Origin of the sequence: Prevotella sp. KH2C16 (genome assembly GCF_900113305.1) — a bacterium.
Taxonomy (GTDB): domain Bacteria; phylum Bacteroidota; class Bacteroidia; order Bacteroidales; family Bacteroidaceae; genus Prevotella.
Map to the genome: position 1 here is coordinate 170,472 of NZ_FOOW01000002.1, position 26,357 is coordinate 196,828.

Consider the following 26,357-nt stretch of genomic DNA (forward strand, 5'->3'; position numbering starts at 1 on the left):
ACTTTGCAGCTATGAAGCAAGCCATGATATTCGCGGCAGGTCTTGGAACCCGCCTGAAGCCGTTGACCGATAGAATTCCGAAGGCCTTGGTCGAGGTTGGGGGAGAGCCGCTGCTCAAGCATGTGATTCTTCGATTGAAGGAGGCTGGCTTCATCCGTATTGTTGTCAATGTACATCATTTCTCCCGGCAAATCATCGATTACCTGAAAGCCAACGAAGATTTCGGCCTGGAAATCGTAGTCAGCGACGAGAGCGTGGAACTTCTTGACACGGGCGGAGGCATGAAAAAGGCCGCCCCTCTCTTTGATGCCGACAGTCAGATACTGATTCACAATGTAGATATTCTGAGCAATGTGGATCTGGAGAGATTCTATACCGAGGCTCCCAAGATGCGCAACTATGGTTCCGGAGACTGGCTCGACGCCTCGGCAACGCTGCTCGTAAGTTGGAGAAAAACCAGGCGTTACCTGCTTTTCGATGAGCAGATGCGGCTCGTAGGCTGGACGAACATTGAGACCGGCGAGGTGAAGAGTCCGTTCAAATGGCTCCGTGAATTCGCCAAGGAGCATCCGGAAGAGTTCACGATACTGCCCGACCATCATGAGCATATTGAGGTCAGGCATCGCCTTTTGGGCTATGGCCGGATGATTCTGAAGGCCTACGCCTTTTCGGGCATCCATTGTTTTTCGCCTTCGCTGTTTCCCCGTATGGCCGACCTCCCTGCCCGTTTCCCGATTATGGATTTCTATCTCGCCAACTGCGACTCGGCTCCTATCAAAGGATATGTGGCAGACGGGATGAAAATGCTGGATGTCGGCAAGCTCGACACCCTGCAGGAAGCAGAGCATTTTATAAAAGAATTAAATAGATAGACCCATGCAACAGAAGATTATTATCCTCGATTTCGGTTCCCAGACCACCCAGCTCATCGGGCGCAGGGTGAGAGAACTTGACACCTTCTGCGAGATTTTGCCGTATAACAAGTTTCCCAAGGACGACCCGTCCGTCATTGGCGTTATCCTGAGCGGCAGTCCTTATTCCGTTCACGACAAGGAAGCCTTCAAGGTAGACCTTGCGCAGTTTGTCGGCAAAGTGCCCGTTTTGGGCATCTGCTACGGTGCCCAGTTCATCAGTTATGCCAATGGAGGCAAGGTGGAACCCACCGGAACGCGTGAGTACGGACGGGCCAACCTGGAGAAGATAGACTTTGAAGACCCCTTGTTCAAGGGATTCGAGAAGGGATCGCAGGTGTGGATGAGCCACGGCGACACCATTACGGCCATTCCTGCCGACTGTCGTGTGATAGCCTCTACGGCAACTGTAAGGAATGCGGCGTATGCCTCTACGGTGGCTCCTCTCTGGGCCGTGCAGTTCCATCCGGAAGTCTTTCACACTCTTCAGGGTACGACGCTCTTGAGAAACTTCGTTGTCGATATCTGCAAGTCGAGACAGGAATGGAGTGCCGCATCGTTTGTGGAGAGCACGGTCAGGGAACTGAAGGAGCAGTTAGGCAACGATCGCGTCATCCTCGGACTGAGTGGCGGCGTCGACTCCAGCGTCTGTGCCACCCTGTTGAACAAGGCCATCGGCAAGAACCTTACCTGCATCTTCGTCGACCACGGCATGCTTCGTAAGAACGAGTTCCGCAAGGTGATGGATGCCTATGCGGGTCTGGGCCTGAATGTAATCGGTATCGACGCGTCCGACAAGTTCTTCAAAGACCTTGAGGGTGTGAGCGATCCGGAACAGAAACGCAAGATAATAGGGCGCGACTTCGTAGAAGTCTTCAATGCGGAGGCCAGGAAAATCACGGATGCCAAGTGGCTCGCCCAAGGCACTATCTATCCAGACCGCATAGAGAGCCTTAGCATTACGGGCATGACCATCAAGAGCCACCATAATGTGGGAGGGCTTCCAAAGGAAATGCAGTTGCGGCTTTGCGAGCCCTTGAAGTGGCTCTTCAAGGACGAGGTGCGGCGCGTGGGCTACCAACTGGGCATGCCCGAGCGGCTCATTAAGCGTCATCCGTTCCCGGGACCGGGCCTGGCTGTGAGGATTCTGGGGGATGTCACCCGGGAGAAAGTCCGTATCCTCCAGGAGGCCGACGACATCTACATCGAGCACATGCACCAATATGTCATGTCCGACGGCACTTCCCTTTACGACCATGTATGGCAGGCGGGAACGGTTCTGCTCTCAACGATTCGCTCCGTTGGCGTGATGGGCGACGAGCGCACTTACGAGCATCCGGTGGCTTTGCGTGCCGTTACCTCGCAGGATGCCATGACCGCCGACTGGGCTCACCTGCCTTACGACTTCATGGCGAAGGTTTCCAATGAGATTATTAATAAGGTGAAGGGGGTGAACAGAGTCTGCTATGACATCTCTTCGAAGCCGCCTTCGACCATAGAGTGGGAGTAAATGAGAGGCGTTTTTAACTTTTTGGTAAGTTTGCTGACAGGAGCAGCCTTGACGGGCTGCTCTGCGAGCAGGGCCTTTGACACCGTCGATGTGAACACTTTTGCGAAAATCATCCAGGAGAGTACGGTTCAATTGGTGGATGTGCGCAGCATGGAGGAATATCTCGAAGGCCATATCGCCCAGGCGCAGCTCATTGATGTTACGAAGCCCGGCTTCATTCAGGTCTGTGAGCAGATGTTGCGGAAAGACCGGACGGTGGCAGTCTATTGCCGTTCAGGCCGCAGGAGTGCCATGGCAGCTGGCCAATTGGCGAAGAAAGGATATAAGGTGGTGAACCTTGATGGCGGTATCCTGGCATGGAAAGATGCCGGGAAGCCCGTTGAGAAATAGCGTTTTCGCGAAAGCGGAGCGGCAAGGCTTCAAGGAGGAAACTTCTTGGAGCCTTTTTTAATGTAAGGGAATTACTGGGATTATGAAAATACAGGACAATGGTTGTATTGCAGAAATGAATATTGCATAAATCGGGTGTGAGCCCTGAAAATTACTTTCGCTGGAATTGTGAAGGGTAAAAGCGAAAGTCCCTGAGAACCGGCGTAAGGTGCCTTAGATGCAATCTCCATTTTCTGAAAAAGCAAAAAGATAGGATTTTCTGGTTCTGCGGGGAGTAAATATGCACTTTTTGGCAAGAAGGAAGCCGTTTGCGGCCCTCCTTTTAGCGGCAAACAGGAGGGTAGAAGACCGCTGTTTACCGTCCAAAAGGCCGCTTTTTACCCAAACGGCCATGATTTTTTGCATAATATGCAAAACGCTCGAAATTATGCAAAAAGTGGTTGGCGTGAAAGGATTTTACATCTAAACCATATAGGCGAAGAAGTCAAAAGACTTCTTCGCCTAATATAGCGGTATGGAAAAATATACCTTATTTGTTTTTCAGCAAGTCGCGGATTTCTGCGAGCAGCTTCTCTTCAGCCGTGGGTTCCGGTGCTGCCGCGGGCTGTTCAGGCTCTTCCTTCTTGCGGTTGAGCTTGGTAATGCCCTTGACCATGAGGAAGACGCAGAATGCGATAATCGCAAAGTCAAGGATGTTTTGCAGGAAGTTGCCGTAAGTAATCTTTGCATCTCCCAGCGTAACTCCCAGCGTCTTGAAGTCTACTCCCTGCAGGAGCATGCCGATGACAGGCATCAGTACATCGTCTACCAGCGAACTCACGATTTTGCCGAAGGCACCGCCGATGATTACACCTACTGCCATGTCCATGACATTGCCACGCATGGCGAATTCTTTGAATTCGTTCAGAAATTTCTTCATTTGTCTTTTTTATTTGAAAATTAAAAATATATAGTTTTGCAACATCGAGTTATCAGACTTGGAATAGAATGCGGCCGATTTCAGCAAAAAATGTTGTTAGGGCACACATTTTATATAATTTAAGACTCAAACCGACTGCAAATATAGGAATTTTTTCGTAACTTTGCATGGCAAAAGGAAAAAAGATTAGCAAATCGATTAAATATTTTAACCCTTTAATAAAATTAAAAAAGTAAAATGACAAATGTAGCTATTAACGGCTTTGGCCGTATCGGTCGTCTCGCATTCCGTCAGATGTTCGAGGCTGAAGGTTATGAGGTTGTTGCCATCAACGACCTGACAAGTCCAAAGATGCTTGCTCACCTCTTGAAGTATGACACCGCTCAGGGTGGTTTCGCCGGCAAGTTCGGCGAGGGTAAGCACACCGTAGACTATAAGGACGCTGTTCTTGCCGAGGATGGCAAGACGGTCGTAACTCCAGGTTCTATCATCGTTGACGGGAAGGAGATTACTATTTATGCAAAGCCAAACGCTGCAGAGCTTCCTTGGGGTGAGCTCAATGTAGATGTTGTACTCGAGTGCACAGGTTTCTATACCTCTAAGGCAAAGGCTTCCGCCCACATTCAGGCAGGTGCCAAGAAGGTTGTTATCTCTGCTCCTGCAGGCAACGATCTTCCCACCATCGTCTACAACACCAACCATAAGACCCTGACCCCTGCTGATACAGTGATTTCTGCTGCATCTTGCACCACAAACTGCCTGGCTCCCATGGCTGCTGCGCTGAACGCGTATGCTCCTATCCAGTCAGGTATCATGTCTACCATCCACGCTTACACCGGCGACCAGATGATTCTTGACGGCCCGCAGCGCAAGGGAGACCTTCGTCGCTCACGCGCAGGTGCCTGCAACATCGTTCCTAACTCAACGGGTGCAGCAAAGGCCATCGGTCTGGTTATCCCCGAGCTGAACGGCAAGCTGATCGGTTCTGCACAGCGCGTTCCGACTCCTACGGGTTCTACCACGATCCTGATTGCTGTCGTTAAGGGCAAGGATGTAACTGTAGAAGGCATCAACGCTGCCATGAAGGCTGCTGCCAACGAGAGCTTCGGCTACAACGAGGATCAGATTGTTTCTTCCGATGTCATCGGTATGAAGTTCGGTTCTCTCTTCGATGCAACCCAGACAATGGTGAGCAAGATGGACGACGATACCTATCAGGTACAGGTGGTTTCTTGGTATGACAATGAGAATTCTTACACTTCTCAGATGGTTCGTACTATCAAGTACCTCGCTGAGTTGAAGTAATACGACCGACGAACAAAAAGTTCAATAGAGACCGTCCGGCTGTTGCCGGGCGGTTTTTTATGGTGTATATGTCTTTATTCCCATTCATTCTGTTTCCAGATTTGGTAGTTTGGGATAATTTGTCTATATTTGCGACATGAATGCGATGATAACGATACTCGGTCCTACTGCCAGCGGGAAGACCTCGCTTGCCACGGCTTTGGCTGCCCGGATAGGGGATGCAGAGATTATCAGCGCAGACTCAAGGCAGGTCTATCGTGGCATGGACATCGGCACGGGAAAGGATCTTGATGATTACAAGGTGGGCGGAATGAATATCCCTTATCACCTCATCGACATCGCGGAACCGGGAACCAAATATAATCTTTATGAATATCAGAAGGACTTTCATACGGTCTATGAGGATATTCGAAAACGAGGAAAGCTCCCCATTCTGTGTGGCGGGACGGGACTTTACATAGAAGCCGTGCTGAAGGGGTATCGACTCTCGGCCGTGCCCCAGAACTCAACTCTGAGAAAAGATTTGGAGGGACTGTCTCTGGAAGCATTGACCGAGATGCTGAAAGACCTGAAGGCGAAGACCGGGAGCAAGATGCACAACAAGACGGATGTGGATTCCTGCCAGCGGGCAATCCGCGCCATCGAGATTGAGACCTATAACCTCGAGCATCCGATATCCTTGCGTGAGATGCCTGCGGTGGACGCTCTTGTCATCGGGGTAAATATTAACCGGGATTTAAGGCGGGATAAGATTACCCACCGCTTGAAGCAAAGGCTGGAAACGGGTATGGTTGAAGAGGTTAAGGGCTTACTCGACAGAGGAATACCTGCAGAAGATTTGATATATTACGGCCTTGAATATAAATATGTTACGGAGTATGTCATCGGAAAGACCGCCTACGACGAAATGTTCAGAAGCCTTGAGACAGCCATCCATCAGTTTGCGAAGCGGCAGATGACATGGTTCCGCGGCATGGAGCGCAGGGGCTTCACCATTCATTGGATAGACGCGGTGCTCCCGATGGAAACGAAGATAGAACAAATATTAGCATTATGGCAGTAAACGAAAATAAATGGGGCATCCTGTATTGCCCAAAGAATTCATTCCGCCCACAAAAGCGATGGGAGAACATCGAGAAGGTGCTTCGCAGTGAACGCATCGATTTCGACTATGTACAGAGCGAGAGTACGGGAAGCGTGGAGCGCTTGGTCAAGATGATGATTAACAACGGCTATCGCACCCTGATAATAATAGGTGGCGACTCGGCGTTGAATGATGCGGTGAACTGCCTGATGCAGACGGAGAAGGAAGTGCGCGACCAGATAGCGCTGGGAGTTATCCCCAATGGGATGATGAACGACTTTGCTCATTTCTGGGGATTTCAGGAAGGAGAAATTGAGAGGTCGGTCAAATGGTTGAAAGAACATCGTGTAAGGAAGATAGACCTTGGGCGAATCAACTATAAGAACAAGCACGGAGAGCCCTGTCATCGTTATTTCCTGAATTGTATCAATATAGGTCTGATAGCAACGATTATGAACCTGCGCCGGCAGACACGCCATATCGTAGGATCGAGAACGGTCAGCTATGTAATTTCTTTCATCCTGATGATATTCCAGCGGCTGGAATACAAGATGCATCTGAAGATAAACGGCGAGAGCATCAATCGCAAGGTGATGACGGTGTGTGTGGGAAATGCGCTCGGATACGGACAAACGCCGAATGCCGTCCCTTATAACGGATTGCTTGATGTGAGCGTGGTCTATCATCCGGAGATGGCACAGCTGATAGAGGGAATTTACCTTTTTGTCAGAGGAAAGTTCCTTAATCACAAGAGCGTGCATCCCTATCGCACGAAAGAAGTGCAGGTGCGGAATGAGGAGAAGGCCTTGGTCGGTATTGACGGACGGCTCCTCAATTCTCCGTTAGGTGAGTACACGATCAGGGTGGAGCAGGAGGTAATCAATTTTCTGATACCGGCGTAGGGGAGATTCAGCTCCTACATGTTCGTCTCGTCGCCCTGTTGCTCGGGACATTCTCGGTTGCTAATTCTCTTAATGATATAATTCTGGGTTTCCATCGGAATCCCGGCTGTGAAGTGCTATCTACAAATGCGTCTCTGATAACCGCAATTCCATCGCAGATTCTTTTGCTGTGCCGCATTAAATGTTTATTTTGGGAAAAATAGTTAGAAATTATTTTGTTTTATATTTATTTTTTTGTAATTTTGAAGCAAGAATGGGATAGCGGCACAACATGCCGATACAACCAATTCTAATGCTATCTTATATAACTAAACCTTACATATAACCTATGAGCTATCTTAAATTCGAAAAAGCCCTGATGACCAACTTGGAGGAAGCCTTGCCTAAGGAACTGCTTCGTACCAATCGGTCGGGAGCCTACTCATGCTCTTCGATTGTGGATTGCAACACGAGGAAATATCATGGTCTGCTCGTTGTTCCTGTACCCAATCTGGATGATGACAACCATGTACTCCTTTCTTCGCTCGATGTAACCGTTATCCAACATGGAGCAGAGTTCAACCTCGGCCTTCATAAGTATCAGGGCGACAACTTCAGTCCTAAGGGACATAAATACATTCGGGAGTTTGATTGCGACAAAGTCCCGACTACGCTTTACCGTGTGGGAGGCGTGCTTCTGAAAAAAGAAGTAGTGTTCCAGCATTACGAAGACAGAATCCTCATCCGCTATACGCTGGAGGACGCACATTCTGCAACGACACTTCGTTTCCGGCCGTTCCTGGCATTTAGGAGCGTTCGCCAGTTTACGCATGAGAATTCGGTAGCGTCGCGCAACTATTCTCCAGTTGATAATGGAATCAAGACTTGTATGTATGCAGGTTATCCTGACTTGTATATGCAGTTCTCGAAAAAGAACGAGTTTGTATTTCAGCCTGACTGGTATCGCGGCGTGGAATATCCGAAGGAACAGCAGCGTGGTTATGCTTCAAACGAAGATCTTTATGTTCCGGGATATTTCGAGATGCACATCCGAAAAGGGGAAAGCATCGTTTTCTCAGCTGCTATTTCGGAAATCAAGACACTGGGCTTAAAGAAGCTCTTTCAGGAGGAGGTGGATGAGCGCACTCCTCGTGATAACTTCTTTCATTGTCTGGTAAATGCGGCCCATCAATTTCGTATTCATGAGAAGAATGATGACCGCTATATCTTGGCCGGTTACCCGTGGTTCAAGAGTCGTGCCCGTGATACCTTTATTTCACTTCCGGGTCTTACGCTCTCCATAGAAGAGGATGATTACTTTGAATTAGTCATGCAGACAGCCGAGGTTGCGCTGCGGGAATTCATGGAGGGGAAACCTATTACGAAGAAGATATATGAAATTGACAAGCCCGATGTGCCGTTGTGGGCAGTATGGTGTATCCAACAATATGCTCGCGAATGTGGTCGCCAGCAATGTTTTGATAAGTATGGGCGATTGCTCATGGATATCATGCAGTATATAGAGAGCAGCAAGCACCCCAATCTTGAACTTCAGGAAAATGGACTTCTTTATGCCTCGGGCGGCAAGGAAACGCCGATCACATGGATGAACTCTGCATCAAATGGGCATCCAGTTGTTCCCCGTAACGGCTACATTGTCGAGTTTAATGCCTTGTGGTATAATGCCTTGATGTTTACGGCTTCTATAGCCAGAGATCACAAGGACGATAAACATGCTGAGCATCTGGAAAAAATTGCGGCAAAGTGCAAGCAGTCATTCGTGGATACATTCCTCAATGAATATGGCTATCTATATGATTATGTAGACGGGATGATGGTAGACTGGAGCGTCCGGCCAAATATGATATTTCCTGTCGCATTTGATTATTCACCCTTGGATCAGCAACAGAAAAAGAATATCATTGATATTTGTACTCGGGAATTACTGACTCCTAAGGGACTGCGCTCGCTCTCCCCGAAGAGCGGCGGCTATAATCCCATGTATGTGGGGCCGCAGAATCAACGCGACCTTGCCTATCATCAGGGTACTGCCTGGCCTTGGTTGGGTGGTTTCTACATGGAAGCCTGCCTGAAACTCTATAAGCGTACGCGTCTGAGCTTCCTTGAGCGTCAGATGGTAGGATACGAAGATGAGATGTTCTATCATTGTCTGGGCACTTTGCCGGAGCTTTTTGATGGTAATCCTCCGTTCAGGGGGCGTGGGGCAATCTCATATACGATGAATGTGGCTGAAGTACTTCGTACGCTCGAGCTACTTGAAAAATATACATATTAAAAGGAGGGCATAACCATGAGAGTTTTAATGTTTGGATGGGAGTATCCCCCTCATGTATATGGTGGTCTGGCAACAGCCAACTATGGCATTTCACAGGGGTTGCACGCCTTGGGCAAGGTAGATACGATTTTGTGTCTGCCGAGGCCCTTTGGCGATGAGGATCGCTCTGCAGCAAATCTGGTGGCGATGAACTGTGTGCCTGTAGCCTATCGGGATGTGGACTACGACTATGTAAGGAGCCGTATAGGAAATGTCATGGAGCCGGAGCTTTACTATCGGCTTCGCGACCATATCTATGGTGATTTCAACTATATGCATGTCAATGACCTTGGTGCCATGGAGTTTGCAGGCGGCTATCCAAAGAACCTGCATGAAGAAATCAACAACTACTCTGTAATTGCCGGCGTGGTGGCGCGTACCTTTGATTATGACATCATCCATGCCCATGACTGGCTTACTTATCCAGCAGGCATTCATGCCAAGCATGTTTCAGGGAAGCCGCTGTGTATTCATGTCCATGCTACTGATTTCGATCGTAGCCGTGGACATGTAAACCCGACTGTCTATAGCATAGAGAAAGACGGAATGGACAATGCTGACTGCATTATGTGCGTGAGCGAATTGACCCGTCAGACGGTCATAAATCAGTATCATCAAGACCCGCGCAAGTGCTTCACGGTACATAATGCCGTATATCCTCTCCGTCAGGAACTGCAGGATATTCCCCGTCCGGATCATACGGGAAAGGAGAAAGTCGTTACCTTCCTTGGCCGCCTGACGATGCAGAAGGGGCCGGAATATTTTGTCGAGGCTGCAAACATGGTGCTTCACCGCACGCGCAATGTCCGCTTCTGCATGGCGGGATCGGGCGATATGATGGATCAGATGATCTATCTTGCAGCCGAACGGGGCATTGCCGACAGGTTTCATTTTCCCGGATTTATGCGCGGCAAGCAGGTTTACGAATGCCTGAAAGACTCCGATGTGTATGTAATGCCGTCAGTAAGTGAGCCCTTCGGTATCTCTCCTTTGGAGGCCATGCAATGCGGCACTCCTTCTATTATCTCCAAGCAGAGTGGATGCGCCGAAATCCTGAACAACTGTATCAAGGTGGACTACTGGGATATCCATGCAATGGCCGATGCCATCTATTCAATCTGTCATAATGAGAGTCTCTTCCACTATTTGCAAGACGAAGGAAAGAAAGAGGTAGACCAGATTACATGGGAGAAAGTGGGTGCATGGATTTACAAACTTTATGAGCGCACGCTCGGCTGGGCATAGTGTCCTGACAAAGGGCATTACGCAGTCATATGGAAGGTCTTCTTTTCCGGATAGACCACATGAAAAGGAGAGCAGGATGTCATTTTAAAAAAAACAATTAATTATAATATAAGAAAATGAAAACGATTTGTTTATATTTTGAGATACACCAGATTATTCATCTGAGGCGATATCGTTTTTTTGATATCGGTACTGATCACTATTATTATGATGATTACGAGAATGAGCGTTCCATAACCGATATCGCAGAGCGTTCCTATATGCCGGCCCTGAATGCTATCGGCGAAATGATCAAGGAAAACGGGAAGGAATTCAAAGTGGCCTTCTCGCTTTCGGGAGTGGGCATGGAACAGTTGGAAATGCATGCTCCGCAGGTGCTCGAGAAGTTACAGGAACTGAACGGCACAGGCTGTGTGGAGTTTCTCGCGGAGCCGTATTCTCATGGGCTCGCTTCATTGATTAACGAGGAAAGCTTTGCCACGGAAGTTAAGCGTCAGATGGAAAAGGTCAAGGAGTATTTCGGCCAGACTCCCAAAGTTCTCCGTAATTCGGGTCTTATCTATAGCGACGATATTGGCCTGCAGGTTTCCCAGTTGGGTTTCAAGGGAATGCTTACTGAAGGCGCAAAGCATGTATTAGGGTGGAAGTCCCCGCATTATGTCTATCATTCGGCTTTAGCTCCAAGTCTCAAACTCTTGCTTCGCGATGTGAATTTGAGTGATGACATTTCACTGCGCTTCAATAATAGCGACTGGGAAGGCTATCCCCTGTTTGCTGACAATTATATTCAGAAGATTGCAGATTGTCCGGAAGAGGAGCAGTTCTATGGCATTTTCATGAACTTGTATGCGCTGGGAATCTCCCAGCCTTTGTCGAGCAACATCTTGGAATTCCTCAAGGCATTGCCGGCATGTGCAAAGGCCAAGGGCATAACATTTTCTACTCCTACGGAAATCTGCCTGAAAATGAAGAGCGCAGGTGCGCTTGATGTGCCGGATACGCTTTCGTGGATGGATGAGGAGCGTGATGTTTCCACATGGTTGGGCAACCCCATGCAGCGGGAGGCATTCAACAAACTCTATGGCATAGCCGACCGTGTTCGTATCGCCAATGATTCCCGTATCAATCAGGATTGGGACTATCTGCAGGCTACTAACAATTTCCGGTTCATGACCACAAAGTCTTCGGGAGTGGGTATTGACCGTGGCATCTATACATCTCCGTTTGATGCATTCACCAATTACATGAATATCCTGGGCGATTTCGTTACCCGCGTGAACAATCTTTATCCGGAAGATATTGATAACGACGAACTGGAAAGCTTGCTTACCACGATTAAAAATCAGGGCGACGAGATTGCAATGAAAGATAAGGAAATAACCCGTTTGCAAGCGAAGATAGAGAAGATTGAAACCGCGAGCGACAAGCTCCGTGCCCAGATAGAGAAGAAGCCCGTTCCCAAGAAGGCTTCGACCAAGAAGTCAACCCCGAAGAAAGCCGAATGATTTTCGTGTGAATGACACAGAAAAGCAGCCCCGTCATATCTGAAGACGGGGCTTTTTTTATGATTTTTGCAACTTTTTATGTTAAAAATTTGCTTTTGTCAAAATTAAAATCTATATTTGAGGCATGTTTTTCATGGGTTTCGACATTTTCGAAACATTGAATTTGAGGTTGGTAGCATCCTGCGCCAACCTCTTTTATTGCCAAGAATGCCACTTTTTATACAAAAAATTTGGCTAAATCAAAGAAAACTTTTATATTTGCAACTAATATTAACAGTCTTAAGACAATAAATATAAAGAAGCCTATCGCAAAACCTTTACTCCAATTTAAAAGTTAAAGGAAATGAATAATCTCAGTAAGATGACCGATGAAGAGTTGGCTCTTTCTTATATTGGCGGTAGCGTCGAGGCTTTTGATTTATTGTTGGAACGCAATAAAGCGAAGCTCTTTTCATACATTTTGTTTGTGGTAAGAGACCGTGAAAAAGCCGATGACATATTCCAGGACACTTTCGTCAAGGCCATCATAAAGATGCAGGAAGGCAAATATTCACCCACCGGGAAGTTTTCTGCATGGCTTATCCGTATAGCCCATAATGTGATAATGGATCTCTACCGTTCGCAGAGAAGCGGACATGTTGTGGAGGTCAACGAAGAAAATGATCTTTCGAATGTCCGCGGAACGGAGTTGTTCGACGGCAATATCGAGGATGTGCATATCAGGGAAGAAGTCTCCGGCGATGTGCGGAAAATGATGGAAATGCTTCCCGAGACACAGCGCGAGGTGGTGTTCATGCGTTTCTATCAAGAACTGTCTTTCAAGGAGATTGCAGAAATAACGAATGTGAGTATCAACACATCCCTTGGGCGCATGCGCTATGCTCTCCTGAACCTTCGCAAAATGGCCAAGACCAACAACATCACCTTAATGTCCGATTAGGGTCAGAGATTCTTCAAGGCGTGAATCGTAGCTATTGGATTGCTTGATTTGAAGACATAGCTCCCGCTCACCAGCACATCGACTCCAGCCTTAATGAGGCGTGGGGCTGTTTCATTTTGCACCCCGCCGTCAACCTCAATGAGAGCTTTGCTTCCGCTGTCGGCGATAAGTTTCTTCAGCCGGGCAATTTTATGGAGGGAGTTCTCTATGAATTTCTGTGCGCTGAAACCGGGATTCACGCTCATCAGCAGCACCATGTCGATATCGCTGATTACCTCTTCCAGAGTATTTACTGGCGTGGAGGGGTTTAGTGCCACTCCCACTTTCATGCCCGCATTGCGTATGGCATGGATAGTGCGATTGAGGTGCAGGCAGGCTTCCTGATGAATTGTCATCATGTAGACCCCGGATTCTTTGGCCTCTTTGATATACTTTTCGGGCTGTGCGATCATGAAATGAGTGTCAAGAGGCTTCTTGCAGATCTTTGAAACTGCGGATAAGATGGGGAATCCAAACGATATGTTAGGGACAAAGACACCGTCCATTACATCCATATGAAGCCAGTCGGCATCACTCTGGTTGATCATTTCCACCTCCTTTTGTAAATTGAGAAAGTCAGCGGAAAGCAGGGAGGGGGATATTATTGTTTCCATTTTGGCAGAGATTTCAGTTTAGGCAACTTGGCATATTGTTTCCTTTTTCATGGAGGGCATGATAGCTTCTTGCGAACTGCCGGATAAAACTCAAGGTTTTTTCAGACGGTTCCATTTCTTCTGGGGTAAAGTACTTCATAGGCAATTAATCTGCTTTTGTGGTTGGTATACAGTTAGAAAACGAAGATGTTAGGCTTTTATTATATCAGACCTTGCATTTTTTTCTCCCTACATCGCTTAGTAGCTGGATCTGTGGACTGTATAACTTATTATAATAGGTGTAGAGGTAGGAGAAGACGGAGAGGGCAAAAGGAGGAGCGTCCGGATAGAAACGATTTCACAGACAGCCGTTATTCGTCTGACAAAATCGCCGATATTGTGCGACGAAATCGGCGAAATTGATGGACAAAATCGGCGATTTTGTCAGGAAGGAGGTGCCTGAAAGCAAATTTTGAAGTTGTCAATCCTTCTGCTAAGAGGATTTCGCAATTTCTTAATTCCCAATGACAGGTTTATTGAAAAATTGTTGTAAATTTGCCCGGGAGAAAACATTCTGGAGTATGATAATACTGAATAGGAGAATGATGCGCATCTTGAAAAGGGAGCAGGGGTCGCCCAGGCTGGCCAGGAAACTTGCGGATCTTCTGGCAGAGGGAATCATGGAGAAGGAACAATGTTTCTTCTTAAGACGATTTTATGCCAGTAACCCTCATATAACTCCAAGCCTGTTTGAGGATAAAACTGCGTATGAATGTTTTCTCAACAGTATTCATATTGAAGACTTTTGCCGTCAAAATATAGTTTCCAACGCACTTCTTTTTGTAAGTCGGATAGAAAAAGCGTTGCAAAAAGCCGGCTGTAGATATGAGATTATATTATCCGTAAAACAACAGTCGTGCGTATTCACTTTTCATTCTTTTCATGAATCGGAAGTAGACTGGATAGACCTTAGTAAGATTGAAGACATGGATTGCGGAATCGCCGTCTTTAGATTATGAGTGGAGGAGTGATAATCCCTTCGATTTGTAGTGCGCCTTGATAGGCGCAAATGTTAAAAACATGACATTCTGAAAGTTTTCGGGGCAAAACTTTGGATAATTCAAAGACAAACCTTATCTTTGCAGAAGAAAAAAATATAGATGTCAATTATGAGATTTACTGTTTCTACATCGTGGTGGTGGCGTCGCTCAAGATTTAAAAGGTCGTGAGTTACGGAGCCATGTAGATACTCTAAAGAATAAATAAGAGGAATTTGAGAGGCCTGTCGTTCTTGCGACAGGCCTCTTTTAGTTATTAGGAACAATAACAATGAAAATGGAATATAGGAGATTGAATCATGAGTGCAAAAGAGATTTTTGACAAGCTTCTGGGTCATGAAGAGCTTACGGCTGATCAGACCCGACGGATTCTCATTGGCATTACCAAGGGAGAATTTAATACAGAAGAGATTACCGCATTGTTGGCATCCATCCAGATGCGTGGGATAACTGTTGATGAACTGCTCGGTTTTCGTGAAGGAATTCTCGAAACGGGGGTGCCGGTTCCTTTGGCTTGCGATAGGTACATTGATGTCGTGGGTACGGGCGGAGACCGTAAAAACACTTTTAATATATCAACAACATCATGTTTCGTAATCGCAGGAGCTGGCTATAAGGTGGCCAAGCATGGTAATTTTGCAGCCACATCGGTGAGCGGAGCTTCGAATGTCATCAAGGAGCACGGCGTGGTTTTTACGGATGATATAGACAAGTTGAATCGTTCGCTCAACGAGGCCGGCATAGTCTACTTGCATGCACAGCTTTTCGCAAAGGCCATGAAGTTTGTAGGGCCTATTCGCAAGGCTCTTCCGTTTCCGACATTCTTCAATCTTCTTGGCCCAATCATCAATCCCTCAAAGCCGCAGTGCCAGCTTCTGGGCGTTGCCAATCTTGACCAGATGCGGCTTTATAATAGTGTTTATCAGAAGATTGGCATCGACTACGGCATTGTGAACAGCATTGATGGCTACGATGAGATATCGCTTACGGGTGATTTCAAGGTAACTACCAACACCTACGAGAGGGTCTTCAAACCGCAGGATCTCGGGTTTGAGCCTGCCAAACCAGAGGAGCTACTTGCCGGTGCCACGGAGCTTGAGGCTGCTGAAATCTTCGACTCCGTACTCGAGAACCGTGCCCTTCCTGCACAGAAAAATATCGTTCTGGCCAATGCGGCTTTTGGTATTCAGGTCATGGAAAGAGGCGAAAAGAGCATTGAAGAGTGCATTGAGATTGCCCGCGACAGCATTGACAGCGGCAAGGCCCTTTCCGCTTTCAGGAAGTTTGTTGAACTGAACAGCTAACAATATCGGCAATGGATATACTGGAAGAGATCGTGGCCTATAAGCGCAGGGAAATAGAAGAGTTCCGTCTGTATGTGCCGGAGACGCAGTTGGCCGGCATGGTAGAGAAGGCTCTGCGGATTCCGGTACCCTCTATGCGGGAGGCGTTGGTGGCTTCTGAGACCGGAATCATTGCGGAGTTCAAGCGCCGTTCCCCGTCCAAGGGCTGGATTCACCGTGCTGCAGACCCTGATGTTGTTACGAAGGCTTATGAGGAGAATGGAGCTTCAGCCCTCAGCATTCTTACTGATCAGCATTTTTTCGGAGGCTATGATGAGTTCGTCCGGATGGCTCGTATAGCTGGAGTGAAGACTCCGATTCTATACAAGAACTTCATCATCGATGAGTATCAGCTCCTCCAGGCCCGCTATTGTGGTGCCTCTGCGGTGTTGCTGATTGCCGCCTGTCTCTCCATGGATGAGTGTGCGCGCCTCCTAAAGATGGCACATAGCCTTGGCATGGAGGTCCTTCTTGAAATGCACAATGATCGGGATATTGCATATGCGGAGCTTAAGCCGGACATGTATGGCATCAATAATCGGAATCTTGGGACCTTTGAAACCAATGTGGAAAATAGTTTCAACCTGATAGGGCACCTTCCGGAAAATGTCTGCAGGGTCAGCGAGAGTGGTATTCACGATGCAGAAACGGTAAAGGCTTTGCGTGAGGCGGGCTTTCATGGCTTTTTGATGGGAGAAAACCTTATGAAGGCAGAAAATCCGGGAATGGCACTTGGAGGGTTTATTCATCAACTTAAAACAAGTTGATCTGCGTGATAGTATCATGTTTTTTTCGTAACTTTGGACATTATAAATGAATATAACTATGTTAATAAAAGTTTGCGGCATGCGCGAAGCCGAGAATATCCGCGAGGTAGCAGCATTAGGAGTAGATATGATGGGGTTTGTTTTCTGGCCTCAGAGTCCTCGCTTTGTGCAGATGATCAGTGCTCAGGCAGGTATCATTCCAGATTATAGCGAAGAGCGCCTTCGTCAGAGCCAGGGGAACCCTGTCGTAACAGGGAGCCTGGAGAGTCAGCCTAAGCGGGTAGGAGTGTTTGTTGATGATATGCCCCAGAATATCGTAACACGCGTATTTAATTATAGTCTCGATTATATCCAGTTGCATGGCGAGGAGCCTCGGGAGACATGTGAAAACCTGCGTCTGACCCTTGACCCTGATATTCATCCCGGCATAAAGATTATCAAGGCTATTAGTGTCTCATCTGCCGAAGACTTCAAGAAGTGTGCAGCTTATATCGGTGCTGTGGATATGTTCCTCTTTGATACCAGGTGTAAGACCGTAGGCGGAAGTGGTGAGCAGTTTGATTGGTCTATCCTCCGGCAATATGATGGTGGAGTCCCGTTCCTTTTGAGTGGTGGAATGGGGCCTGACGATGCTACGCGTGTGAAGGCTTTACGCCATCCGATGTTCGCCGGCATTGATTTGAACAGTCGTTTTGAAGTTGAACCGGGAGTTAAAGATGTGGTGAAATTACGAGATTTCATACAGACTGTAAGAGAAGGATAAAATCATTTACAACAAAAAATCAAGTATTTTGAATAAGATAAACCAGCTCTTTGCAAATCGCAAGGATCGTAAGCTTTTGTCTTTGTATTTCTGCGCCGGGTGTCCGGAATTGGAGATGACGGGTGATATTATCAGAATCCTTGAGCGTCGCGGTGTTGATATGATAGAGGTAGGCATTCCCTTTAGCGACCCGTTGGCTGATGGTCCTGTCATTCAGAGTGCGGGCACCGTTGCACTTGGGAACGGCATGACGCTCCGCAAGCTCTTTGTCCAGTTGGAGGCAGTCAAAGATGATGTTGCTATCCCGCTCGTCCTGATGGGATATCTGAATGTAGTGATGCACTACGGCATCGAGAAGTTCTTCATGGACTGCGTGCGCTGTGGCGTTAGCGGGTGCATCATTCCCGACCTTCCCTTTGCCGACTATGTCGATAGAGTTAAGCCTGTTGCCGACAAATATGACATCCGTGTTATCATGATGATTACCCCGGAGACATCCGAAGACCGGATTCGTTTTATAGACGAGCATACGGACGGCTTCATCTATATGGTGTCGAGTGCAAGCATTACCGGCGCGCGGGATAACTTTGACGAAGCTAAGCAGGAATACTTCAGGCGTGTCAACTCCATGAATCTGCGGAATCCTCGCATGATTGGGTTTGGCATCAGCAATAAACAGACGCTTGACAGCGCATGGCAAAACGCCGCTGGAGCCATTATCGGCAGTAAATTCGTAACCTTATTGAATGAAACCCATGACCCAGATAAGGCCATGGACCAACTTTATGAAGCATTGCAGAAATGAAATATCAAGTAGATGAAAACGGTTTTTTCGGGCATTATGGGGGTACTTATGTGCCAGAGATATTATATAATGTGGTTCATGAACTTCAGGAAGCCTATAATCCCATCATAGAGAGCGAGGAATTCAAGACGGAGTACCGCCAGTTGCTTAGAGACTATGTCGGGCGTCCGTCTCCGCTTTATCACGCGAAACGCATGAGTGAGAAATATGGGTGTCGGCTCTATCTGAAGCGAGAAGACCTAAACCATACTGGTGCCCATAAGATAAATAACACCATCGGGCAGATTCTCCTTGCCCGTAAGATGGGAAAGACGCGCATCATCGCTGAGACGGGAGCCGGTCAGCATGGCGTGGCGACGGCAACGGTATGCGCTCTTATGGGTATGCATTGTGAGATTTTCATGGGCAAGACGGATGTCGAACGGCAACATATCAATGTGGAGCGCATGAAAATGCTGGGTGCAATCGTGCATCCGGTTACCACGGGTAATATGACTCTGAGCGACGCATGCTCTGAGGCTATCCGCGACTGGTGCTGCCATCCTCGTGATACCTTCTATCTGGTCGGGTCGACGATGGGTCCTCATCCTTATCCGGACATCGTGGCAAAGATGCAGAGCGTGATATCCGAGGAAATCAAGATGCAGCTTGAGGAGAAGATTGGCCGTGATTATCCTGACTGCCTCATTGCCTGCGTAGGTGGTGGGAGTAATGCTGCCGGCACCATCTATCACTATATTGATGACGAGCGGGTAAAGATTGTATTGGCGGAGGCTGGCGGCCATGGTATAGGCAGCGACTATACTGCCGCTACGATTCATTGCGGGACGGAGGGAATCATCCATGGAGCCCGCTCATTGGTTATGCAGACTGACGACGGCCAGATCAAGGAAGCCTTCACAATCAGTGCTGGACTCGACTATCCTGGCATCGGCCCCATGCATGCAGATCTTGCAGAGAAAGGGCGAGAAAAGGTTTTTGCCATTAATGACGACGAGGCCATCTATGCCGGCTATGAGCTCACCCGCATGGAGGGCATCGTTCCCGCCATAGAGAGTGCCCATGCCATTGCAGCACTCAAGAAGCTCAGCTTCAATCCTGAAGATGTCGTAGTGCTCACCGTGAGTGGTCGCGGGGACAAGGATGTAGAGACTTATCTCAAGAATAAGGCCATGGCCAAAGAATATGCAAACTTCTGAAACATGTATCAGTATACAACACAAACCAAGAAACTATTAGGCGACCTTTACACTCCTGTGGGTGTATATATGAGCTTGCGCGACCTCTATCCGCAGTCGGTGCTTATGGAAAGTTCCGACTATCACAGCCACGATACGGCGCGCTCTTTCATCGGAATTCACCCGATGGCGAAGATAGTAGTGAATCACGGGGTCATAGAGAGTAGCTATCCGGATGGAAGGCACGAGACTCAGGCGATTGACCAGAGTGTGAAGGGACATGCCAAGCTACAGCTGGCAGATGCCCTTGCCGATTTCATTCAGCATTTTGAGGTGAAGGGAGATGACTGTGAGTATTGTGGCTTATACGGATTTGCCTCGTTCAATGCGGTGCGTTACTTCGAAGACATCGATGTTAAGGATTCCGTGATGAAAGAAAATGACGCCCCCGATATACTCTACATACTTTATCGGGACCTTATTGTATTCGACCATTTCAACAATACTATCACGCTCATCACGCTTGGCGGCAGCTTAGACGAGATAGAGAAAAACTTGAATCATCCAGCCCGGAGCTACGACTTTCATTCTGCGGGGAGTCCGTTTAGCATGCTTTCTGATGAGGCTCATAAGGAAAACATACGCAAGTGTGTATCCCATTGCCTGCGTGGCGATGTCTTTCAGGTGGTTGTGTCGAGGCGATTCTGCCAGAAATATGATGGAGACGACTTCAATCTTTACCGTGCCTTGCGTAGTGTCAACCCGAGTCCTTATCTTTTCTACTTTGACTTCGGCGGATTCCGCATCTTCGGTTCTTCTCCCGAAACCCATTGCCGCATAGAGGGAGCAAAGGCCTGGATAGACCCCATAGCAGGTACGACGAAGCGCACCGGTAACCCTGCGGAGGACAAGGCCAATGCCGAGTATCTGCGAAATGACCCGAAAGAGAATGCGGAACATGTCATGCTGGTTGACCTTGCCCGCAATGATCTCTCCCGGAACTGTACGCATGTGGGGGTTGATTTCTATAAAGACATGCAGTTCTATAGTCATGTCATTCACTTAGTGAGCCGTGTATCGGGCACCTTAGTCGGTCAGGGCGTCGGCGACAAGCTGCGTGCGTTTATCGACACTTTTCCCGCCGGGACCCTCTCCGGGGCGCCTAAGGTGCGTGCCATGCAGATTATCTCAGAACTCGAGCCCCACAATCGAGGTGCCTATGGCGGCTGCATCGGTTTCATCGGGCTGAATGGCGACCTCAATCAGGCTATTGTCATCCGCACCTTTGTCAGTCGCAATGGAGAACTGTGGTTTCAGGCTGGTAGTGGAGTGGTTGCAAAGAGTAATGATGAATACGAACTCCAGGAAGTTGACAACAAACTGGGTGCTCTCGTAAAGGCAATTAAAATAGCGGAGGGAATATGAATATTGTTTTGATAGACAACTACGACAGTTTTACCTATAATCTGGCTCATCTCGTCCGTGAACTCGGCGCAGAGGTGTCGGTATACCGCAACGATCAGTTCTCATTGCCGCAGTTAGAGTCTTTTGACAAGATTCTGCTCTCTCCTGGTCCGGGCATTCCGGAGGAGGCGGGGCTACTGCTCGATGTGGTTCGCAGCTATGCCGGCAGGAAGCCGATATTGGGAATCTGCCTGGGCCATCAGGCCATCGGAGAAGTGTTCGGCGCTAAGCTGGTTAACCTCTCCGAGGTTTTTCATGGGGTGGCGACAGAGGGAACCAATCTTCAGAACGACCCCATTTTCGCAGGTTTGCCCCGACGCTTTATGATGGGCAGATACCATTCCTGGGTGGTCGATCGCAACAGTCTCCCTGAAAGTTTAGAGGTTACGGCCGAGAGTGATGAGGGACTGGTGATGGCATTGCGCCATCGCAGCTACGATATCCATGGGATTCAGTTCCATCCGGAAAGCGTGCTTACTCCCCAAGGCTTCCAAATTATAAAGAATTGGCTGTCAATGTGAGCATTGATTGCCCGATAGCCCTTACACGGGGGATGTCCTTTGGAAAAATCAAGGATGGTGATAAAATCCGTAAAAGTGGTAGTATGAGATATTGGAAAACTTGTTATCTTTGACCCAAAATCAATTCATAACTTTAAAGAGGATATAGTAATGGAGACAAAACTATCTTTCGTATTTCCCGGACAGACAATGGTGTTGTTTGGTGCCGGACAGTTGAATCGTCTGCATACGCTGCCCATGCCGGGCAAGAAGGCCCTGCTCGTAATTTCAAATGGCAAGTCAACACGCGTGAACGGTTATCTCGACCGCACCTTGAACGAGCTACAGGAGGCAGGCGTGGAGGCTGTGGTGTTTGATAAGATCCAGGCTAACCCCGTGAAGGAGAGCGTGGAGGAGGGGGCAAAAGCAGCCAACGATAATGGCTGCGACTTTGTCGTGGCTCTTGGGGGCGGCTCTGTCATGGATGCGGCCAAGGTGATAGCTATCAATGCGACCAATCCCGGCGATCTCTGGGATTATGCCCGGGGGCGTACCGGAAGGGGAAAGCCGGCCGTAAATGCTCCTCTTCCCTGGATAGCCATTACCACCACGGCCGGAACGGGGTCGGAAGTAGACAGCGGAGGGGTCATCACCAATCTGAAGACCAATGAGAAGTTGGCCATCGGCAATCCTCGCGCCTTTGCCGTCTATGCCATCGTAGACCCGGAACTCATGGTGAGCGTACCTCCCTCATTTACTGCCTACCAAGGCTTTGACGCACTCTTTCACAGCTTGGAGGGCTATGTGAGCAATCGCTCAAACCTCTATTCTGATATGGTGCAGGAGGCTGCCATCACCAATATCGGCAAGTATCTGCCTATTGCCTGCCGGGATGGCAAGAACATGGAGGCTCGTGCCAGGGTGGCTTTTGCCAACACCATGAGCGGCTATTCCATGGATACAAGCTCGTGTACGGCGGAGCATAGCATCGAACACGCCTTGAGTGCTTACCACGAACAGCTGCCTCACGGAGCCGGCCTGATAATGATTTCGAAAGCTTACTTTACCGCCGTGATGAACAAGCATGTGTGCGACGACCGATTCGTGAGCATGGCCAGGATGCTCGGCAAGGCCGATGCAACGCGACCGGAGGATTTTATCACGGTGCTTGTAGAGCTGCAGCAGGCTTGCGGAGTTGACAGTCTGAAGATGAGCGACTACGGCATTACTCCGGCGGAATTTGACACCATGGCAAGTAATGCCCTCGAAGTGATGGGCGGATTGGTGGCTTGCGATCGCCAACCGCTTGGGCATGATGAAATTGTGGAGATTCTGAAGCAGTCGTATAGGTAGTTCTTATTCTATCCATTGTACAATAGAAGAAAGTACGCCGGAAGCTCTTCGCAGAATTACCAGCCGTTGGTAACGATGTTACAAGCCGCTTGTAATGGTGTTACCAATGGCTGGTAATCGTATTACAAGCAGCTTGTAACATTTGTAGAAGAGCCTTTGGCTTGTCTCATTTCCTGCCTTTCCAATTTGTTTTAAGGCTATTCTCCTTTTCTTTCAATTATCTTCCGGGACAGCCTTATAGGCAGAAATGCCTTGTAGCAGGGCTTTCTGTAGGCTGAAATCCATGTATGTTCCCCTTTCCCGAAAAAGGTTTCGAAATCTTTGTGGTTCTCGTAAATATTATGTAAATTTGCCTACATTATTAACGGAAATATGAAAATTGGAGATAAAGTAAGTTTTCTATCAGAAAAGGGTGGGGGTATCATTGCCGGATTTCAGGGCAAGAACATCGTCCTCGTGGAAGACGAGGATGGATTTCAGATACCTACACCCATTACGGAGGTTGTAGTAGTAGCCGGAGGTCAGGACTATGAGACGAGTCGCATAGTAGCTCAGAAGCAAGGGAATGCCCCTGGCGGGCAGAAGGGTGCGAGTATCCGGCAGCTGATGAAGCAGGGGCAGGACGAGGAGGTGGACATGACGGTTGCAGATACCGTCGACCTCGAAAAGCCCATTACCTTTACGCCACCCGTGGAAGAGCGGCAGGGCGGAAACCAGCTGACTTGTTTTCTTGCCTTTGTTCCCGTAGATATCAAGGAGGTAACAAACACCCGCTTTGAGGTCTACTTCGTGAATGACAGCAACTATTTTGTGCAATATGCCTATATGACAGCTGAAGGTTCCTCGTGGACATTGCGCTCGCAGGCGGAGGTGGAGCCGAACACCAAGTTCTATATGGAGGAAATCGGTCGCGAAGACCTCAACGAAATGATGCACATCGCCGTGCAGATGCTTGCCTATAAGAAGGATAAACCCTTTGCCCAGAAACCTCCCATCGGGGTACAGTTGCGGCTGGATCCGGTGAAGTTCTATAAGCTGCATACCTTCCAGGACAACCAGTTCTTCGACACGCCGGCATTGCTTTGTACCATTGTTGAGAATGATCGTCAGGCTCGTCCTCTCTTCGTGGATGCTAAAGCCTTGAAACAAGAGATGTATAAGCAGCCGGAGGAGGAGAAAAAGCCCGTTGAGAGGCACCCCGAAAACAAGGATACTTCGGTGGTTGACCTGCATATCGATCAACTCTTGGACAGTACTGCGGGCATGACGCATCAGGATATTTTGCAGTATCAGTTAAAGAAGTTCCGCGAAGTGCTTGAGGAAAACAAGGACAAGCATGGCAAGAAGATAGTTTTCATTCATGGAAAAGGCGAGGGAGTGCTGCGTCATGCCATCATCAATGAGCTCACTTATCGCTACAAACGCTATCAGTATCAGGATGCTTCGTTTCAGGAATACGGCTATGGAGCCACACAGGTTGTAATAAGATGATATAGACAAGCCCAAAATATGAAGTACGGATTTATCAAGGTAGCGGCGGCAGTGCCTTCGGTGAAGGTGGCTGATTGCCAGTATAATGTAAAGGAAATAGAGAAACTCATCGTCCTCGCCGAAGGCAAGGGTGTCGAGATAGTCGTGTTCCCGGAATTGTCGTTGACCAGTTATACCTGCCAGGATCTCTTTCGGCAGAAGCTGCTGCTCGACGCATCGGAAGATGCCGTGCTGGAATTGCTCGATTTTACCCGTTCGCTGGGCATTATCAGCATCGTCGGACTTCCCGTAATAGCAGGCGACCTTTTGCTCAATTGTGGCATCGTGATTCAAAAAGGTCAGATTCTCGGCATTGTGGCCAAGGAATATTTGCCTAACTATGGTGAGTTTTACGAGAAGCGTTGGTTTGCTTCATGTCAGGATTTGAAGGAGCAGGACATTCATTTTGCCGGGAATCAAGTGCATATCACATCCTCTCCGCAGATATTTGAAACCTTCCAAGGAGTGAAGTTCGGCATTGAAATCTGCGAGGATGTGTGGGCGCCGACGCCCCCGAGTAATCATTTGGCCCTGGCCGGTGCCGACCTCATCTTCAATCTCTCGGCAAGCGATGAACTTATCGGCAAGCACTCTTATCTTAAAGGGGTGCTTGCCCAACAGAGTGCCCGTACCATTACGGGCTATGTATATTCCAGTGCAGGCTTTGGGGAAAGCACGCAGGATCTTGTCTATAGCGGCAAGGCTCTTATCTTTGAGAATGGAACGCTGCTCTCTGAAGGCGACAGATTCTCTATGGATAGCCAATTGGTGATTAATCAGGTGGATGTGGAGCGGCTTCGTACGGAGCGCGTAAACAACACCACTTATGTGAATGCACAGCGCCGTATGCTGAAAGAGGAGGTGAAACATATCCATGCACGCTCCGTTGAAGAGCGCGACTTTGTCTTGGAGCGCTATGTAAATCCGCATCCTTTTATCCCTTCTGACACGCAGATGCAGGCTACTTGTGAAGAAATTTTTAATATCCAAGTCATGGGTCTTGCCAAGCGACTGATGCATACCCGTGTAAAGAAAGTCGTTTTAGGCATCAGTGGAGGACTGGATTCAACCTTGGCTTTATTGGTATGTGTTCGTACTTTCGACAAGATGAAGCTCAGCCGTAAGGGCATCATCGGCGTAACGATGCCGGGATTCGGGACAACGGGGCGCACCCATAGCAATGCAATAAGCCTGATGACAAGCCTCGGTATTACGGCTCGTGAGGTAAATATCGCGAAGAGTGTGCAGCAGCATTTTGAAGATATAGGACAGGATCCGACGCTCCATGATGTAACCTACGAGAATTCACAGGCACGCGAGCGTACCCAGATTCTCATGGACTTGAGCAATAAGGAAGACGCTTTGGTTATCGGTACGGGAGACCTCTCTGAACTGGCTTTGGGCTGGTGTACTTATAACGGAGATCATATGAGCATGTATGGGGTAAATGGGAGTGTGCCCAAGACACTTGTAAAGCATCTCATCCGCTATGTGGCAACCACTACGGATGAGACTACTGCAAAAACTCTGTCTGATATTGTGGATACTCCGATATCTCCAGAACTTATTCCGACTGATGCAAATGGACAGATTCAGCAAAAGACGGAGGATCTTGTGGGGCCATACGAGCTTCACGACTTCTTCATTTATTATTTTCTGCGTCATGGTTTCCGGCCTGCAAAGATATTCTTATTAGCCCGGAAAGCATTTAAAGGAAAATATGAAGGCGAAGTAATAAAGCATTGGCTGTCAGTATTCTGTAGAAGATTCTTCAGTCAGCAATTTAAGCGTTCCTGCCTGCCGGATGGACCGAAAGTAGGAAGTGTGAGCCTGAGCCCTCGTGGAGATTGGCGTATGCCCAGTGATGCTGTTAACACATTATGGCAGAATGAGGTAGATGCACTTTGAGGAGAGATTGCTTTTGTTTAGGAACAAAACG

General features: G+C 48.2%; 23 protein-coding genes. 21 read left to right on the plus strand and 2 right to left on the minus strand.

Going from position 1 to position 26,357, the window contains the following annotated elements; all coding sequences use genetic code 11:
• Positions 1-11: 11 nt before the first annotated feature.
• The 3 genes from BM114_RS02415 to BM114_RS02425 are packed head-to-tail and all read left to right on the plus strand — an operon-like array spanning position 12 to position 2,811.
• Complete coding sequence (locus tag BM114_RS02415) at positions 12-872, plus strand: sugar phosphate nucleotidyltransferase (protein ID WP_092110027.1); 861 nt, start codon at positions 12-14, stop codon at positions 870-872.
• A gap of 4 nt (positions 873-876) precedes the next feature.
• Positions 877-2,421 carry a glutamine-hydrolyzing GMP synthase gene (gene guaA / locus BM114_RS02420; protein ID WP_092110029.1) on the plus strand — a complete coding sequence of 515 codons (1,545 nt, stop codon included), beginning with the start codon at positions 877-879 and terminating at the stop codon, positions 2,419-2,421.
• Positions 2,422-2,811: a rhodanese-like domain-containing protein gene (locus BM114_RS02425; protein WP_092110031.1), complete on the plus strand. Its 390-nt coding sequence runs from the start codon at positions 2,422-2,424 to the stop codon at positions 2,809-2,811.
• Positions 2,812-3,340: 529 nt separating this feature from the next.
• Here the strand turns inward: BM114_RS02425 and mscL are convergent.
• Complete coding sequence (gene mscL / locus BM114_RS02435) at positions 3,341-3,730, minus strand: large conductance mechanosensitive channel protein MscL (RefSeq protein ID WP_092110034.1); 390 nt, start codon at positions 3,728-3,730, stop codon at positions 3,341-3,343.
• 237 nt (positions 3,731-3,967) lie between these two features.
• Between mscL and gap the strand changes: the two genes are divergently transcribed.
• The 7 genes from gap to BM114_RS02470 all read left to right on the plus strand — a co-directional run bounded on the left by gap (position 3,968) and on the right by BM114_RS02470 (position 13,025).
• The gene (gap, locus tag BM114_RS02440; protein ID WP_092110036.1) at positions 3,968-5,035 is read left to right on the plus strand and encodes a type I glyceraldehyde-3-phosphate dehydrogenase; all 1,068 of its coding nucleotides are present in this window, start codon (positions 3,968-3,970) and stop codon (positions 5,033-5,035) included.
• Between the two features lie 145 nt (positions 5,036-5,180).
• Entirely contained in the window at positions 5,181-6,098 is a 918-nt protein-coding gene (gene miaA, locus BM114_RS02445) for a tRNA (adenosine(37)-N6)-dimethylallyltransferase MiaA (RefSeq protein WP_092110185.1), read from the plus strand.
• Positions 6,089-7,021 carry a diacylglycerol/lipid kinase family protein gene (locus tag BM114_RS02450; RefSeq protein ID WP_092110037.1) on the plus strand — a complete coding sequence of 311 codons (933 nt, stop codon included), beginning with the start codon at positions 6,089-6,091 and terminating at the stop codon, positions 7,019-7,021. The genes miaA and BM114_RS02450 overlap by 10 nt, the downstream gene beginning before the upstream one ends.
• Before the next feature lie 328 nt (positions 7,022-7,349).
• Positions 7,350-9,296: a glycogen debranching enzyme N-terminal domain-containing protein gene (locus tag BM114_RS02455; RefSeq protein ID WP_092110039.1), complete on the plus strand. Its 1,947-nt coding sequence runs from the start codon at positions 7,350-7,352 to the stop codon at positions 9,294-9,296.
• Positions 9,297-9,311: 15 nt separating this feature from the next.
• Positions 9,312-10,580, plus strand: a complete 1,269-nt coding sequence (locus BM114_RS02460) for a glycosyltransferase family 4 protein (protein WP_092110041.1) — start codon at positions 9,312-9,314, stop codon at positions 10,578-10,580.
• Positions 10,581-10,696: 116 nt separating this feature from the next.
• A complete protein-coding gene (locus BM114_RS02465) occupies positions 10,697-12,085 on the plus strand; it encodes a glycoside hydrolase family 57 protein (protein ID WP_092110044.1) in 1,389 nt (462 codons plus the stop codon).
• A gap of 343 nt (positions 12,086-12,428) precedes the next feature.
• The gene (locus tag BM114_RS02470; RefSeq protein ID WP_092110046.1) at positions 12,429-13,025 is read left to right on the plus strand and encodes an RNA polymerase sigma factor; all 597 of its coding nucleotides are present in this window, start codon (positions 12,429-12,431) and stop codon (positions 13,023-13,025) included.
• Between the two features lie 2 nt (positions 13,026-13,027).
• Here the strand turns inward: BM114_RS02470 and rpe are convergent, their stop codons facing one another.
• Positions 13,028-13,678, minus strand: a complete 651-nt coding sequence (rpe, locus tag BM114_RS02475) for a ribulose-phosphate 3-epimerase (RefSeq protein ID WP_092110048.1) — start codon at positions 13,676-13,678, stop codon at positions 13,028-13,030.
• 560 nt (positions 13,679-14,238) lie between these two features.
• Between rpe and BM114_RS02480 the strand changes: the two genes are divergently transcribed.
• From BM114_RS02480 to BM114_RS02530, 11 genes are all read left to right on the plus strand, one after another.
• Positions 14,239-14,676: a hypothetical protein gene (locus BM114_RS02480; RefSeq protein ID WP_092110050.1), complete on the plus strand. Its 438-nt coding sequence runs from the start codon at positions 14,239-14,241 to the stop codon at positions 14,674-14,676.
• A gap of 338 nt (positions 14,677-15,014) precedes the next feature.
• Entirely contained in the window at positions 15,015-16,019 is a 1,005-nt protein-coding gene (gene trpD / locus BM114_RS02485; protein ID WP_092110052.1) for an anthranilate phosphoribosyltransferase, read from the plus strand.
• Positions 16,020-16,030: 11 nt separating this feature from the next.
• Positions 16,031-16,825 carry an indole-3-glycerol phosphate synthase TrpC gene (gene trpC, locus BM114_RS02490; RefSeq protein WP_092110054.1) on the plus strand — a complete coding sequence of 265 codons (795 nt, stop codon included), beginning with the start codon at positions 16,031-16,033 and terminating at the stop codon, positions 16,823-16,825.
• A gap of 58 nt (positions 16,826-16,883) precedes the next feature.
• On the plus strand, positions 16,884-17,588 hold the full coding sequence (locus BM114_RS02495; RefSeq protein ID WP_092110188.1) for a phosphoribosylanthranilate isomerase: 705 nt from the start codon (positions 16,884-16,886) through the stop codon (positions 17,586-17,588).
• Positions 17,589-17,616: 28 nt separating this feature from the next.
• On the plus strand, positions 17,617-18,393 hold the full coding sequence (trpA, locus tag BM114_RS02500; protein WP_092110056.1) for a tryptophan synthase subunit alpha: 777 nt from the start codon (positions 17,617-17,619) through the stop codon (positions 18,391-18,393).
• Entirely contained in the window at positions 18,390-19,592 is a 1,203-nt protein-coding gene (gene trpB, locus BM114_RS02505) for a tryptophan synthase subunit beta (protein WP_092110058.1), read from the plus strand. Before trpA ends, trpB begins: the two co-directional genes overlap by 4 nt.
• A gap of 3 nt (positions 19,593-19,595) precedes the next feature.
• The gene (locus BM114_RS02510; protein ID WP_092110060.1) at positions 19,596-20,996 is read left to right on the plus strand and encodes an anthranilate synthase component I family protein; all 1,401 of its coding nucleotides are present in this window, start codon (positions 19,596-19,598) and stop codon (positions 20,994-20,996) included.
• Positions 20,993-21,556 carry an anthranilate synthase component II gene (locus BM114_RS02515; protein WP_092110062.1) on the plus strand — a complete coding sequence of 188 codons (564 nt, stop codon included), beginning with the start codon at positions 20,993-20,995 and terminating at the stop codon, positions 21,554-21,556. The genes BM114_RS02510 and BM114_RS02515 overlap by 4 nt, the downstream gene beginning before the upstream one ends.
• A 150-nt stretch (positions 21,557-21,706) precedes the next feature.
• A complete protein-coding gene (locus BM114_RS02520) occupies positions 21,707-22,888 on the plus strand; it encodes an iron-containing alcohol dehydrogenase (RefSeq protein ID WP_092110064.1) in 1,182 nt (393 codons plus the stop codon).
• A 372-nt stretch (positions 22,889-23,260) separates the two neighbouring features.
• Complete coding sequence (locus BM114_RS02525) at positions 23,261-24,379, plus strand: DUF2027 domain-containing protein (protein ID WP_092110066.1); 1,119 nt, start codon at positions 23,261-23,263, stop codon at positions 24,377-24,379.
• Between the two features lie 18 nt (positions 24,380-24,397).
• Positions 24,398-26,326, plus strand: coding sequence for an NAD(+) synthase (locus tag BM114_RS02530; RefSeq protein WP_092110068.1), 1,929 nt, complete (start codon positions 24,398-24,400; stop codon positions 26,324-26,326).
• Positions 26,327-26,357: the final 31 nt, after the last annotated feature.

Coding starts and splice junctions, on each gene's coding strand:
- BM114_RS02455 (WP_092110039.1), top strand. CDS start 7,350: ATGAGCTATCTTAAATTCGAAAAAGCCCTGATGACCAACTTGGAGGAA.
- guaA (WP_092110029.1), top strand. CDS start 877: ATGCAACAGAAGATTATTATCCTCGATTTCGGTTCCCAGACCACCCAG.
- trpC (WP_092110054.1), top strand. CDS start 16,031: ATGGATATACTGGAAGAGATCGTGGCCTATAAGCGCAGGGAAATAGAA.
- BM114_RS02480 (WP_092110050.1), top strand. CDS start 14,239: ATGATAATACTGAATAGGAGAATGATGCGCATCTTGAAAAGGGAGCAG.
- BM114_RS02450 (WP_092110037.1), top strand. CDS start 6,089: ATGGCAGTAAACGAAAATAAATGGGGCATCCTGTATTGCCCAAAGAAT.
- BM114_RS02470 (WP_092110046.1), top strand. CDS start 12,429: ATGAATAATCTCAGTAAGATGACCGATGAAGAGTTGGCTCTTTCTTAT.
- BM114_RS02530 (WP_092110068.1), top strand. CDS start 24,398: ATGAAGTACGGATTTATCAAGGTAGCGGCGGCAGTGCCTTCGGTGAAG.
- BM114_RS02520 (WP_092110064.1), top strand. CDS start 21,707: ATGGAGACAAAACTATCTTTCGTATTTCCCGGACAGACAATGGTGTTG.
- BM114_RS02525 (WP_092110066.1), top strand. CDS start 23,261: ATGAAAATTGGAGATAAAGTAAGTTTTCTATCAGAAAAGGGTGGGGGT.
- mscL (WP_092110034.1), bottom strand. CDS start 3,730: ATGAAGAAATTTCTGAACGAATTCAAAGAATTCGCCATGCGTGGCAAT.
- BM114_RS02510 (WP_092110060.1), top strand. CDS start 19,596: ATGTATCAGTATACAACACAAACCAAGAAACTATTAGGCGACCTTTAC.
- BM114_RS02465 (WP_092110044.1), top strand. CDS start 10,697: ATGAAAACGATTTGTTTATATTTTGAGATACACCAGATTATTCATCTG.
- BM114_RS02425 (WP_092110031.1), top strand. CDS start 2,422: ATGAGAGGCGTTTTTAACTTTTTGGTAAGTTTGCTGACAGGAGCAGCC.
- gap (WP_092110036.1), top strand. CDS start 3,968: ATGACAAATGTAGCTATTAACGGCTTTGGCCGTATCGGTCGTCTCGCA.
- trpD (WP_092110052.1), top strand. CDS start 15,015: ATGAGTGCAAAAGAGATTTTTGACAAGCTTCTGGGTCATGAAGAGCTT.
- BM114_RS02495 (WP_092110188.1), top strand. CDS start 16,884: ATGTTAATAAAAGTTTGCGGCATGCGCGAAGCCGAGAATATCCGCGAG.
- BM114_RS02515 (WP_092110062.1), top strand. CDS start 20,993: ATGAATATTGTTTTGATAGACAACTACGACAGTTTTACCTATAATCTG.
- BM114_RS02415 (WP_092110027.1), top strand. CDS start 12: ATGAAGCAAGCCATGATATTCGCGGCAGGTCTTGGAACCCGCCTGAAG.
- miaA (WP_092110185.1), top strand. CDS start 5,181: ATGATAACGATACTCGGTCCTACTGCCAGCGGGAAGACCTCGCTTGCC.
- rpe (WP_092110048.1), bottom strand. CDS start 13,678: ATGGAAACAATAATATCCCCCTCCCTGCTTTCCGCTGACTTTCTCAAT.
- BM114_RS02460 (WP_092110041.1), top strand. CDS start 9,312: ATGAGAGTTTTAATGTTTGGATGGGAGTATCCCCCTCATGTATATGGT.
- trpB (WP_092110058.1), top strand. CDS start 18,390: ATGAAATATCAAGTAGATGAAAACGGTTTTTTCGGGCATTATGGGGGT.